This is a genomic window from Halorussus rarus, from assembly GCF_003369835.1.
In the GTDB taxonomy this organism is placed as follows: Archaea; Halobacteriota; Halobacteria; order Halobacteriales; family Haladaptataceae; genus Halorussus; species Halorussus rarus.
Genome location: NZ_QPMJ01000002.1, coordinates 501,959 through 515,057, shown reverse-complemented (window position 1 = coordinate 515,057; position 13,099 = coordinate 501,959). Strand labels below are relative to the sequence as shown.

General features: G+C 55.7%; 11 protein-coding genes. 5 read left to right on the top strand and 6 right to left on the bottom strand.

What is annotated here, in order from left to right; all coding sequences use genetic code 11:
* Positions 1-37 precede the first annotated feature (37 nt).
* The 3 genes from DVR07_RS10785 to DVR07_RS10775 all read right to left on the bottom strand — a co-directional run bounded on the left by DVR07_RS10785 (position 38) and on the right by DVR07_RS10775 (position 3,925).
* A complete protein-coding gene (locus DVR07_RS10785; protein ID WP_115797196.1) occupies positions 38-1,426 on the bottom strand; it encodes a GmrSD restriction endonuclease domain-containing protein in 1,389 nt (462 codons plus the stop codon).
* Positions 1,427-1,487: 61 nt separating this feature from the next.
* Complete coding sequence (locus tag DVR07_RS10780) at positions 1,488-2,198, bottom strand: hypothetical protein (RefSeq protein ID WP_115797194.1); 711 nt, start codon at positions 2,196-2,198, stop codon at positions 1,488-1,490.
* A 68-nt stretch (positions 2,199-2,266) separates the two neighbouring features.
* Positions 2,267-3,925 (bottom strand): hypothetical protein, encoded by a 1,659-nt coding sequence (locus DVR07_RS10775; protein ID WP_162829512.1) that lies wholly within the window; start codon positions 3,923-3,925, stop codon positions 2,267-2,269.
* A 72-nt stretch (positions 3,926-3,997) separates the two neighbouring features.
* Between DVR07_RS10775 and DVR07_RS10770 the strand changes: the two genes are divergently transcribed.
* On the top strand, positions 3,998-4,714 hold the full coding sequence (locus DVR07_RS10770) for a hypothetical protein (RefSeq protein ID WP_205254524.1): 717 nt from the start codon (positions 3,998-4,000) through the stop codon (positions 4,712-4,714).
* On the opposite strand, the gene DVR07_RS10765 is transcribed toward DVR07_RS10770, so the two are convergent.
* Entirely contained in the window at positions 4,711-5,466 is a 756-nt protein-coding gene (locus DVR07_RS10765) for a DUF429 domain-containing protein (RefSeq protein WP_115797188.1), read from the bottom strand. The genes DVR07_RS10770 and DVR07_RS10765 overlap by 4 nt on opposite strands.
* Before the next feature lie 132 nt (positions 5,467-5,598).
* Here DVR07_RS10765 and DVR07_RS10760 point away from each other — a divergent pair, with 132 nt between their 5' ends.
* Positions 5,599-6,483 (top strand): toll/interleukin-1 receptor domain-containing protein, encoded by an 885-nt coding sequence (locus tag DVR07_RS10760; RefSeq protein ID WP_115797185.1) that lies wholly within the window; start codon positions 5,599-5,601, stop codon positions 6,481-6,483.
* Between the two features lie 263 nt (positions 6,484-6,746).
* On the opposite strand, the gene DVR07_RS21510 is transcribed toward DVR07_RS10760, so the two are convergent.
* Together DVR07_RS21510 and DVR07_RS21505 are read right to left on the bottom strand one after the other, a co-directional pair.
* Positions 6,747-7,319 (bottom strand): hypothetical protein, encoded by a 573-nt coding sequence (locus DVR07_RS21510; protein ID WP_162829511.1) that lies wholly within the window; start codon positions 7,317-7,319, stop codon positions 6,747-6,749.
* 283 nt (positions 7,320-7,602) lie between these two features.
* Positions 7,603-7,980: a hypothetical protein gene (locus DVR07_RS21505; protein ID WP_162829510.1), complete on the bottom strand. Its 378-nt coding sequence runs from the start codon at positions 7,978-7,980 to the stop codon at positions 7,603-7,605.
* A 540-nt stretch (positions 7,981-8,520) separates the two neighbouring features.
* On the opposite strand from DVR07_RS21505, the gene DVR07_RS10755 reads away from it, so the two are divergent.
* The 3 genes from DVR07_RS10755 (at position 8,521) to DVR07_RS10745 (ending at position 13,082) form a co-directional block, all read left to right on the top strand.
* Positions 8,521-8,640, top strand: a complete 120-nt coding sequence (locus DVR07_RS10755; RefSeq protein WP_240318874.1) for a DUF1328 family protein — start codon at positions 8,521-8,523, stop codon at positions 8,638-8,640.
* A gap of 412 nt (positions 8,641-9,052) precedes the next feature.
* Positions 9,053-9,598, top strand: coding sequence for a hypoxanthine/guanine phosphoribosyltransferase (gene hpt / locus DVR07_RS10750; protein ID WP_115797181.1), 546 nt, complete (start codon positions 9,053-9,055; stop codon positions 9,596-9,598).
* Between the two features lie 157 nt (positions 9,599-9,755).
* Positions 9,756-13,082 (top strand): MEDS domain-containing protein, encoded by a 3,327-nt coding sequence (locus tag DVR07_RS10745; RefSeq protein ID WP_162829509.1) that lies wholly within the window; start codon positions 9,756-9,758, stop codon positions 13,080-13,082.
* Positions 13,083-13,099 lie beyond the last annotated feature (17 nt).

The window sequence follows — 13,099 nt, the reverse complement described above, 5'->3', positions numbered from 1 at the left end:
CGGATGGTTGTCAGGATATTAATGATACTGCTGGACGCTATCGGCTCCGATTGTGATGAGGGCAAAGTACCCGTGCGTTTTCGAGAACAGTCTGGCCGCCCTGTGAATGCTCCTCGATGTGGTCAGCGTCCCAATTGCTCCACGAAACTTTCGCCTCCTCTTCGGTTTTCCCTTCCTCTAAGCACATCTCGCAGATGCGATCACTCTCGATGAAGAGCTTAATTCGCTGCGCTCGGGAGAATGCCCGTTGACTGTCGGTCTCTTGAATATCGGGCTCCGTCTCCCAGAACGCGTTTTCGAGGATGTAGTGTCGCTTGTTGACCGCTCCCCGGTTCTGCTGGCGGGCTTCCTTGAATTGGAGCATTTCGCTGTCGTCTGTATCCTCGATTTCGAACCGCTTGAACCACTCTTCGGTGAAATTCCGGACTTCGTCGTAGTTGTCTCGCCCAAAGTTGTAGTCTTCAAACTCCAACTCGCGGATAAGCGAGTACAGGCTGAGGATGAAGTACTCCTTGTTCAGAAACTCTATCTCTCCGTTCGAGTTCTTGAGGTCGGTATCGCGATAGAGTTCCGTAAGGAGGTCGAGCATCCGCTGAACGCGCTGAATCTCGTCGCGTTGCTTGAATTCCTCTAGGTCCTCGTGAACGGTGAATCCCTCACGCTTACAGTCGAATAGTTTGGTGACCTCTTTCCCGGTTACCTTCGTCGGGCCTTCATCAATCTCAATCAGGATGAAGCGAGCGAGAAGTGAGAGTTGCTGGAGTCGATCGTTGTTCCGAGCGAGGAGCGTGAAGAACTCGTGGCGATTCGGATTGTCGTCACGACTCTCGTAGTTCTCTCGGTCAAAACTGATGTCGTCGGCGGTTTGGACGATGAAGTTCCGAACGGGGCTGTAGGTCTTGCTGTGATTCTTCTCAATGTTGGTTAGGTGTTCTCCCTGCTGGAGCCGCCAGAAGACCTTGGTCGCTAACTCTTGGTGGCGCTTATCATCGGGGTCATCGATTCCGCGCAGCTTGATGACCTTGAGCGAACACTGAGAGTCGATATACTCCTGGACATCCTCGCTAAGTTCGGAGTATCGTTTCCCAGCAATCTCATGCTCCGGGTTGAGTTCGCGGAGTTCCGCGCTATCGGGGAGTGCGAATTCGTCCTCGAAGAATTCTTGAATCGCGGTGATTCGCTGTTGGCCGTCGACCACTTCTAAACGGAGATCGTTGCCGTCGAGAACAACTTGGCGGATGACGACGGGCGGGACGTAGAGTTGGCGAACAAAGCTATCGATTAGTTCCTTCTGTTTCTGCGTGTCCCAGACACTTTTTCGCTGGTAGGGTGGCCGCTTGACGAAGTATTCGCTATCACTGTGGAACTTACTTATGTCCCAGTCTTCGTCACTCGCATTGAGAGGGTCGTCGACATAGATAGCCATACTATTGCTGTACAGACATTACGTTATAATTGTGTCCTGTCACTACGATGGCAGTCCGTTCTCAGATGGGCGAAGTTTCCTCTATCTGGTCTTGGAGTTGCTCAAGGAATTTGGGGTCGTAGTCTTCATCCACGTGGTCCACATTCCACAGCCCGGATTCGTTGATTTTCTTGCTCTGGCTATGTTGTCCGAGCCAATCGTCTGAGCGAGCATCAACAGCCTCTCGCTGGTAGTTGCTGAGGAGTGCAATCGAATTTCGTTCGATATAGGCCCGTTGGCTCTCGGCGCTTGGTTCGTCGTCGACGTTCAGCCAGAGGAACGGCAGGTCCCGGAGATAGTCGCTTACTCGCTGCTCCATCTCAAGTTCATCGAGTCGACGTTCGCGCTTTGCACTCGATCCCTCGCCCCAATACGGATACTCATCATGTCTGTCGTCGCGTTCGACAAATGCCTCGCCAACCCGTTTCCGGAAGACAGAGCCTCGGTGGTTCCCGCCGCCTTCGTAGGTTCCGCGTTGTGCTCCCCGGTGCGTTCTGAGTCGGTTCCAGAGCGTTGTACTGCTTCCCTCAGAAACAGCGTGAGTTCCGATACGAGTAATCCGACGTTGGTCGCGCGATTCTCGGTATTCGTCCGGAGCGAAGAATATGTAGACGCCACGGTCTGGCCAGTCCATGTAGCCGGTGCAGTTCTTGAGCTTCTGTTTCCTGCCGACTGTCTCCTCAACCTTTTGGAGTAACTGGTACAATCGGTCGATATCGTGTTGACGTTCCATATTGAATAGGTGTAGATACTCGGATGATGATACAAAGAGGTTAGTCTGGTATCTCGCTTCGGTTGCCTCTACGTATCTGAATCAGCGAAATAGTCGTTATAGCGGGTTTCCATCTGTTCTCTAAGCCCAACTACGTGCTCTCTGAAGTCCGGTACTGAATTCAGCCGACCAATGCCCTCGACGACGTTGTCATACATTTTCGAACTCTGCTGTTCCATTTTCTCTTCCCAGTCATCTTCCCCAATAACTACCGGTTCTCCCATATCATCCGGATCTACGTGCTCGTAGGACAGAATATGGTCGAATGCATCCTCAACACCTTTACGACCTCCAGAATCGATTATCCTCGCCAAGCCGTTAATTCGTCGACTATCTCGGCGCTCGGTGATAACCCACAGCTCAATGAGCATTCGAGTAATGCGCGAGACGGCCCACTGTTCGTCATTTTCTGCTGCCGAGATTGCTACGGAGGTCAAGTCTGATTCTAAATTCGAGGGATATGGACGGTCGAACGCCCAGCAGGTAGAAACATAATGACCGACAGATTTCTCAAATCTGTCGTGAAGGTCGCGATACTCTCCATCCTTAATCTGGCCGCTCTTTTCCTCAAACACCTTCGACCAAGTGTCTCGAAGGTACGCAAATAGGTTGTCAACGATGTTTTCCTCCCAACTTCGGTGTTCGCCCTCGGGCTCAAAATCCCGAGTGATGGTGAAGGCAAACGATTTCATGTAGATAACCGTCGAGTTGGCAATCCCTGGAACGTCGTGTTTGATGCTGGCTTCGAGGATATGCTTGAATCGTGCGTAGTAGCCTTTCTCCAGTCGATCTCGCTGATACGCTTGCTCACAAAGGTACTGGAGTGTTTTCGCTGCTTCACCGCCCACCCTTGACAATCGATTTTCTGCGGCTACTGTTGCTATCTCCTTTTGACTGAGTACAATCTGATAAAGCGTTTTGTCAGTCCCTTTCTCGACGGCAGAGTCGATGAGCCGCTTCCAGTAGTCGAATAGGTCCCGCTGATGAAAGCTAACCTCTAGACGTTCCTCTTCGCTGAGTTCACCATATTCGGTCAATATCTTCTGGCTAGCCTTGTTCAACGTGTGGATCGTATATATCGCCGTGTGATTATCGTTATCCTCGAATGCCCGTTGACCAATCTGGAAAATCTCTAATACAGGGCTCCGGGCGGTGGGACCGTTCTCTTGCAATTCTTCGGAAAAACGCCGATACGCTTCAAAAGACACGTCCTCAAGCAAATCATCGAGTAGCGATTCAGGGTTCAGATAATTGAGCATGTCATCCTTGACCTCAATAACCGAAAGGAAACTGAACGTCGCACCACCGGCTCCAGCAGCGATGAGCAGAACAAGTCCGAATAATGGGAGTCGTCCCGTGAGTGGGTACAATTCAGGGATGAGAAGCATAGCAATCAGAGCAAGAGCGATTGAGGCTCCGAAACGTAGAATCGTACTCGTGAGGAATTCGTCTTCTTCGAAGCGTCGTCCAATTAGGGGAGTGAACTGGTTAGCAGCGATTTGAACACTCAATAGGCCGACAGAGACGATAATCGCTAACAGGGATGCCTGTGCGAGTGCTAATACTTGGAACAACGATGAGAGGGAGTCGGCAGGAAGAATTAACAAGAGACCGGATGACAGTAGCCCAATAAACAGACTCACCCCGAGATTGAATCGCGGGAAATCAGGGAGAGCGCGAAAGTCCATATGTAGCTGAATGTTCTGGTGAATCTTCAAGAAACCGTAGGATGTACAATTCACCCGGTAGCAACTGAAATCATGGATATCCTTGTCGTGTCACCTTGCTCCGGAAGTAAGCAATATGACGCGGTAGCTGACTGTAGACGGGTTGACGAGAAGTCGAGGGAAGCATTGAATGAGGAGTTCTCCGAATCTGTCGCTTCGGCGGCTGAGATGTACACAGGGAGAGAACACGGACACATCCAGTCTGCCGTAGAGCGGCTTTCAAAGTTCGCCGATGTCGATTGGCGTATCATCTCCGCCGGTTTGGGGGTGCTCTCGTCCGGTACAGACATTCCCTCCTACGAATGCACGTTTAACGAAATCGAGCAGGTTCGGGAACGAGCGGAGAGATTCGGACTAGACATAGAGGAAATGACCAACAACGAGTTGGTAGCCGCCGTCAGTCGGGAAAAGAATATCCCTCAAGACCTCAGGCAAATATTTGCCGAAGGTTACGACTTGGTCTTCGTCGCATTGGGGACCAAGTATCTAATTGCTGCTCAGGAGGCGTTGACCTCAATACCGGAAGAGGCGACAGCATTCGCGTTCACGTCTAAGGGGAGCAAAGAATTCATCGGGGACTGTTATTGGATACCTGCAACTGAGGCGGAGCGGAGTCACCTCGGGACGACATGGCTTGAACTACGAGGAAGAGAATTACTCACCTTAGCCGGGAATATCGAGGACCAGCATGACCTCGAACAGGTACGAGAGTGTCCCAAAAGCGCACGAGAACGGAGTCTCCCAAGCTAGTCGATATCAGGCCAAAACACCATCTCCATCTCTCGTCCCCGGACATCATCGTATCCCGGGTCGGACTTTTTCGGAAGCCGAGATGGATTCTCTCCGCACTCCCTGGCGGTGAGTGCTGCGACCATCGCATCCAAAATATCATCCCGTCCACTTTTCCCGATTACTGGAGCCCACTCGGGCTCTGTGAACGTCTCCACAGCATCCTCATAGAGACCACGGGCATCAGTAAGATGGTTCGAGAGTAAGCCGAGTCGCTCTTCAATTCCTTCCTCTGTCTTCTTCCCGTACGTCATGGGTTCTCCATCGTTGAGAGCCCAAAAGCAAATCTCGGGATGAGTTTCCCTGATATCTGTGTTGCCTATCTCTTCTCTGAACATCTCTAAGAACTCGTCTACTTCTTGGATTCGAGGAACGATAGCCCATGCTTGATTCTGTACGCTGAAGTCCAGATTTTCTTGGGCTTGTTTTGCCTCCTTGATATTCTGTGCTCCGACGCCCTTGCGTGTGGGAGTATAAAACACGCTATTACCTCTTACTGTGCCGAGAACTTCCTTGGCTTCGATATCGCACTTTCGCTTCCTGTTTGAAGACAGCCCAACAGGGATATCAATGAGTATTCGCTCCGCATCCTTATGGTGGTGCCAAAGATTGAAAATCGAGGGATAGAAGCCCATTCCAGATTCACTTGTTTCAGACAGATGGATAGCGAACCAGCCCTTAGATGCCCAGTCGACACCAACGTACTCGCTCATATTGTGATAGTATCGTAGAAGGCAAAGTAACTCTTGAGGACTCTACCAGCTGGTTCAAAGTCCATTCCTATCTCGTTAAGAGACGCCAGTTCTGGGTATTTATTATTTGTCAGAAAACAGGATGTAGTAGAGATGGCGAACGAGAATCCCGAATACGATGCTTTCATCTGCCATTCTAGTGAGAACAAAGCTGATTTCGTGAAACCTCTAGCTGAATCCCTTCATCAAAGGGGACTCCAGATTTGGCTTGATGATTGGGAGATAGTCCCTGGAAGTAGCTTACAACAGTCAATCGATAGTGGAATCTCAAAGTCTAGCAAGGGCGTTGTTGTTCTCTCTGACTCATTCTTTGACAAAGAGTGGACGAAAAGAGAACTTCGTGGGTTCACGAGCAGGAATGTCTATGAAGAAGACGATGTTATTATTCCAGTCTGGTTAGATGTCGAGGCTGAAGCAGTTCGAGAATTTAGTGCGCCGCTATCCGACCTTAGAGCAGTCGTTGTGGACGGTCCTCAAGACGTAGAATCCGCCGCAGAAGAGGTATACAAGACAATCACCGATAGTTGGGACGATAAGAGAATAGGGCCAGCAGGAAAACGCCCCTATCTCACTTGTGAAGATTCTCATATCTATCCCGATGGAGATCTTGATTTCAAGCTTTCCAATATAGGGGATGCCCCTGCAGAGGATATTAAAGGCGTTATCCGAATCAGAGACGATGGAAGGATAATCGGACGTAGACGGGCGAAGCGATATGGGGATGAGTATAATGGATATACAGGTCGGGGGGACTACCTACATCCGGGCGAAGAGAATGTGGTTTTCAAATTCTCTCAGCCGAATCTGGAAATACCTGAACAGATTGCCGAAGACTACTCCCGTGAAGTCATCGAACTGTGCTACAGCTATGATTTTAAGGACGGAGACAAAGAGACGGAACCGCTCTGGGAGGCAGAAATCGAGATAAGTTCTCACGTTGATTCTATCCCTTGGTCGGCACATATCAAATCATTGTGAACAACTATTAGGGGCATCAGCCAGAGTGAAGGTGGTCTCGAAGATTCGGCATTCGGATTACAGGCAGAGATTTACACCAAGGCTGTGTTAGCAAGAGTATGTCCCATCGAAATCGCTCAGTATGGCGTGAGTGCCCTGAGTGCGGTGAGAAACAGAAGGTGAAGGCAGGGCAGTGGGCTACTTGCCGAAATTGTGACGAGAGTTTTCACGCATAGTAGAAGTCATTGAAGTACTCGAACAGCACCAAGTCGATGCCCCGAAACCTATTCTTGCCTAAATTCACTCAGTCGGGACCTATGGGAGTCTATCTCCTTCTGAGTGAGCTTCAGTAGCATTTTCGAAAACAGATGTCGCCCCGTTTCCCAATCATCCATTTCCTCTATAAACGAGAATTCGCTTCCGTCTACTGTGTCTCCGACATGGGAGTTAAACTCAGAGACTGCTTCTTCCATAAATTCTCGTGCATCACTGGGATTATCCGCATCGAATGCCTCGATGTTTTCTGCCTGAGAGTATAATTTGCCAGAAAGAGACTCTACTTCTCTGACTGCCGCGATGCTGACTCCGCTTGGAGCCCGGCCTGCAATTCTGGCGAGTTCGTCTGAGACTGCTTCGTGTTCTTCCGCTACCTGTTTGAAACCAATATCAGAGGAGGTCAGTTGCTTTTGGCAATAGTGTTTGAGTCGGCTCAGTTCTTCGTTCAACTCTCGATACCATTGGTCCGCCTCTTGCTTTTCGTCTTTCGTGGATTGTCTCCTAACTTGATATTCAGATACGAGAAAGCTGACAGTAAGACTCACACCTCCACTGAGAAGCAACGTTTCGGCAGTAGCCATAGAAGCCAATTGAAATAGAATCCAAATAAATGTGGGAGAGAATCAAGTGAGGATTCCGACACATAGGGCGCATCTCCGTAGTTATCCCTGTGCCCTCTATCGGTTTAGGCGTGAATCGGATTTTTCTATAAATAGTTTTGTAAGTCGGTGATAGTTACTGGTTCGAGTGCGTGTTCGTCTAAAAAGCGAGCAAATGAGTGTGCTTCTATTGGGAAGCGTAGATGATTGCGCGCAGCCGTGGCGCATTCCACAACATAGGGCGCATCAGAAGGAAGATAGCAGACTAACTTGTGAACCATCTGTATACAACCCACGGAACAAACAACCCGAGAAAAATTCTGAAACCCAACTGTTCGCCATTGGAGACTAGATTCAGGACGACGAATACATGCGTATAATACAAAGCAACTAGAAGACCGACTGATTCAATCAATATGTTCGATATCTCATCTTCTTCACTGCTGTGCGATTGCTGTTCTACTTGAGCTTGAGTTAGCCATTCTGCCTCTTGCCACATGATTGTCGGAACTGCCCAAGCAACAATTGCTGAATAATATGGCGAGTAAATATTGAAAACATTCCCTGAAGGGCTTCTCGTGTACGATATTGCAGCAAAGCTAGCAAATAGTACGCCCAATAATCCTACTGCTATTGAGGCCATAGAAGAGCTCCCCTTATGACGTGCCCAGACATACCCAGCCAAACCGCCAATAGCACTCGCGAGGAGGATTGCTACTTCGACAATACTGGGCAGGCCTGTTAGCACTAACAATGTCGTTGTAGGGAGTACCGCGAAATAGAGAAAGTACGCTATCTTTTGCCCGGTAGACAATCGGCCAACCATATCAGATACATAGAATGTATCGTTATTTATACTGCTATTGGTTCTATTATCAGCTCTGGATTTCTGTCTGCGAGTGATTTTTCGTGGTGAGGGTGGCTGACTTCAGTCGATAGGAATGCCACTACATAAGGGTGCTTCTCCGTAGAAATCCGCTCGTAATCGATCGATTTAGGAATGGACAAGGCCTTTTGTAAATAGTTTCGTAAGTCGGTAATAGTTACTGGTTCGAGTGCCGAGGCCCACTACTTCCGGAATCTACGGCAGCCCTTCCCGCCCGGACCCGTCAAGCACCACCCGTCTCGCAGCCGGGCACCCAGGACCGACTATGCCCATACTCGAACTGGAATCGCGTTCTTCGTGCTAGCGATCGTCGCGGCGGCGCTCGGCGCGGGCGGCGTGGCGGGACTGTCGATGGACGCGGCGAAGTGGTTGGTGATCGCGTTCTTGGTGTTGGCCGTGCTGTCGTACGTCGTGTGAGCGGTACCGATGGAGCATCGGCGATTGTTGAGCCCTGAACAAGCGAGAGCACGCTCCGCGGGCGGCGTGTTCTCGAACGCGGGACCGAAACCCGTCCGGGCGCGTCGACAACGCCGAATTACTCCCGGATGTCACCCCTGCGCTCGAACCGGCTCGGCCGGTACTATCCGATACGGGCGATTGTGGTACTCAATAACAAAGCCCGCTCCGGCCGACGATGCGGCCGACAGCGGGACCCGTTTCCCCGCGACTTCTCGTAGCACAATGACAGGGTCAAGTCCGTAGTCCTCCACGCCCAATGGAGTTCCACCACCGTCCGCGTCGTTCTCGGCCGCGGAGTTGTTCCCGCGGACCCGCCGCGCGTCGCCCGGAGAACGAACCGCTTTTGCCACCCTTGCGCCCAAGACACGCCATGGACCGGCTCCTCGACTCCCTGCACGAAGCGCCCATCGTCGACAAGGACGGCTACCAGTACCTCGTCCACCCCATCAGCAACGGCGTGCCGATGCTCGAACCCGCACTGCTCCGCGAGGTCGTGGTCGGGGTCACCCGCGCGGCGGACCTCGACGTGGACAAGATCGTCGCGCCCGAGGCGATGGGAATCCACATCGCGACCGCGCTGTCGCTCCAGACCGACGTCCCGCTGGTGGTCATCCGCAAGCGCGAGTACGGCCTCGACGGCGAGGTCGCGCTCCACCAGACCACCGGCTACTCCGAGTCGGAGATGTACATCAACGACGTCGAGGCGGGCGACCGCGTGCTCGTCGTCGACGACCTGCTCTCGACCGGCGGGACGCTGGCCTCGATCTGCGACGCGCTCGACGAGATCGGCGCGGAGATCGCCGACATCGTCGTCGTCATCCGGAAGGTCGGCGAGACGGCGCTCGACGAGACCGACCACGAGGCGACGAGTCTGGTGGATATCTCGGTCGAGGACTACGAAGTGACAATCCACTAGCGCGGGTCGGCAGTCGTCTGATCGCTCCGCGACGGTTGTGAAATCACCGGGCCCTGCAGTAATTTTTTACCCGTTGGACTACTCCGTCCCGATAGAATGAGACGGGAGGAACCACGTGCCGGAGAGTCGCGTTTTCACCTGTCAGGAGGGAGATCCCGTGAGTGAGCACGCGTCTCTGGCCGCCGGGCGACACGAGCAGGTGACGCTCGACAGCGGTCTCGAGGCGCTGCAGACGGGCGCGGAGTTCCACGGTCCCGTCGAGACGCTCGACGAACATCACTGCAACGACCACTTCGCACAGATATACGAGACCGACGACGAGCGGTTCGCCGCCGCCGTCCCGTTCGTGCGACACGGCCTCGAACGCGACGAACGCGTCATGTACGTTCTCGACGAGAGCAGCGAGCCAGCGGTGCGGACGGTGCTCCGCGACGCGGGCATCGACGTCGACGCCGCACTCGACTCGGGAGCGCTCTCGTTCGATACCGTCCAGGACACCTACCTCCGGGAGGGGTCGTTCGACCCCGACGAGATGGTCGAGTTCTACGCCGAGACGGTCGCGGCCGCCACCGAGGAGTACGAGGCGCTCCGCATCGTCGCCGAGACGACGTGGCTGCAGGACGACGCCTGCACGGTCGAGCAGTTCATGGAGTACGAGGCGAAGGTGAACGAGCTCTTCGCCGACGAGGAGTGCCTCGCCATCTGCCAGTTCGACCGAACCGGGTTCCCGCCGGAGGTCATCCGGGACGTCGTCGAGACCCACCCGCATCTCATCTACGACGGGGCGGCGTGTCACAACTTCTACTACACGCCGCCCGCGGAGTTCTTCGGCGCCGACGACCCGGCCGGCGAGGTCGACCGGATGCTCGGGACGATCCGGGAGCGAACCGAGGCGAAGACGACCCTGACCGAACACAGGCGGTTCCTCCGCGAACTGAACCGGATCACGGCCAGTCGGGACCTCTCGTTCGAGGAGAAGCTCCAGGCACTGTTCGACCTCGGCTGCGATCGGTTCGACCTCGGGCTGGGTGCCCTGAACCGCGTCGACCCCGACGCCGACCGGCTGGAAGTCGAGTACGTCAGCGGCGACCACGACCACTTCGAGCCCGGCGTCGAGCTCCCGCTGTCGGAGACGTACTGTCGAGCGGCCGCCGACATCAAGGACGCCGCGTGCCTGTCGGACCCGGCCGAGGAGGGGTTCGACGACGTTCTGGTCTACGAGGAGTTCGGCATCCCGGGGTATCTGGGGACGTACATCCCGGTCGACGGCGGTGCGGACCGGACGTTCGCGTTCGTCTCCACCGAGTCCCGAGAGGCGTCGTTCACCGAGGAGGACCGGACGTACCTCGAACTGATGGGCCAGTGGGTCGGCTACGAACTGAACCGCCGCAAGCGCGAGGAGTTCCTCCGGGAGTGCTACGAGATCACGTCGGACCCCGAGAGCTCGTTCGAGGAGAAGGTCGAACACCTGCTCGACCTCGGGTGCGACCGGTTCGGCCTCGACATGGCCGGACTCCACCACCTGCCGTCGTGGGACGGCGAGTTCCGCCTGGAGAATGGGGTCGGCCTCGGCGGGGATTCCGACGACGAACCGCTGATCACCGACCCGGGTGACGGGGCGTACTGTCGGCAGGCGGTCGCGGCGGACGAGCCGGTCGGAGTGGCGGACGTCCGCGGGACCGACTGGGAGGACGACCGGATCTACGAGGAACTCGGGGTGACGAGCTACCTCGGCACGACGGTCTCCGGCGGGGGAACGCCGTACGGGACGCTCTGGTTCGGGAGCACCGAGCCCCGCGACCGGCAGTTCTCCGACGCCGAACGGACGTTCATCGAGCTGATGGGCCAGTGGGTCGGCTACGAGCTCAACCGCCGTCAGCGCGAGGAGTTCCTCCGGGAGTGCTACCAGATCACGTCCGACCCGGACGTGTCGTTCGAGGACAAACTCGAGCGGTTGCTCGAACTCGGGCGCGAGCAGTTCGGCCTCGAGATGGCGGGGCTGAACCACCTGCCGTCGTGGGACGGCGAGTTCCGCCTGGAGATGGGAATCGGCCTCGGCGTCGACCCGGACGAGGAACTGTGGACCGACCCCGGCTACGGCTGTTTCTGCCGGGAGACCATCACCGCCGACGCGCCGGTCAGGATGTCGGACGTCCGCGAGACCGACTGGGAGGACGACGTGATCCATCGGGACTTCGGCCTGACGAGCTACCTCGGCACCAAGGTCACGAGCGGGTCCACGCCGTACGGGACGCTCTGGTTCGGGAGCACCGAGCCCCGCGACCGGCGGTTCTCCGACGCCGAACGGACGTTCATCGAGCTGATGGGCCAGTGGGTGAGCTACGAACTCGAGCGGCGGGAACACAAGCAGTCCCAGCGCGAGCTGTACGAGATAATCGCCGACAACGAGCTGTCGACCGACGAGAAGTTCGAGCAGTTACTGGAGCTGGGGTGCGACCACCTCGACCTGTCCGTCGGGATGCTGACCCGAAACCGAGACGAGGCGTTCGAGATCGTGAAGATGCACGGCTCGCACCCCGAACTCGGCGAGGGGTCGCTCACGCCGCCGATGACGGACAACTACTGCCGGCGAGTCGTCGAGACGGGCGACCCGGTCAGCGTGGCCGACGCCGGGGCCGCCGGTTGGGACGGCGATGCACTGTATCACCAGTTCGACCTCGAATGTTACGCCGGGGTACAGCTGACCGTCGGCGGCGAGGCCTACGGCACCATCTGCTTCACGGACCTGTCGCCGCGGGGGGTTTCGTTCACCGACGCCGAGCAGACGTTCCTCGAACTGATGGGCCAGTGCGTGAGCTACGAACTCGAGCGCAACCACCGCGAAACCCAGCTCCAGGACAAGAACGACAGGCTGGAGAACTTCGCCAGCATGCTGGCCCACGAGCTGCGCAACCCCGTCAACGTCGGCCAGATATACAGTCAGCAGCTCCCGGCCGAGACCGACGTCGAGTCGGTCGACTACGTGCGCGAGGCGTTCGACCGCATCGAGAACATCGTCGACGTCATGCTGGTGCTGACGCGAGGCCGGGAGGCGGTCGACAGGCGTAGCCCGGTCGGACTCGCGGACACCGCCGGCGAGGCGTGGGCCGAGGTGGACGCGCCCGAGGCGACGCTCGAACCGGCGACCGACGCGACGATACGCGCGGACGAGACGTACGTCCGCCACCTGTTGCGGAACCTCCTCGAGAACGCGGTCGAACACGGCGGGCGCGACGTCACGGTCACGGTCGGCGACCTCCCCGACGGGTTCTACGTGGCCGACGACGGCACGGGTATCTCCGGCGAGACCCGGAACGAGGTCTTCGACGAGGGGTTCACCACGGCCGCCGATAGCGGGGGGACCGGACTCGGGCTGGCGTTCGTGCGGCGGCTCGCCGACGTGTACGAGTGGAACTGCGCGGTGACCGAGAGCGAGGCCGGCGGCGCCCGCTTCGAGTTCACGAACGTCGACTTGACCGCGTAGCGGGGGTTCGGTTCGCA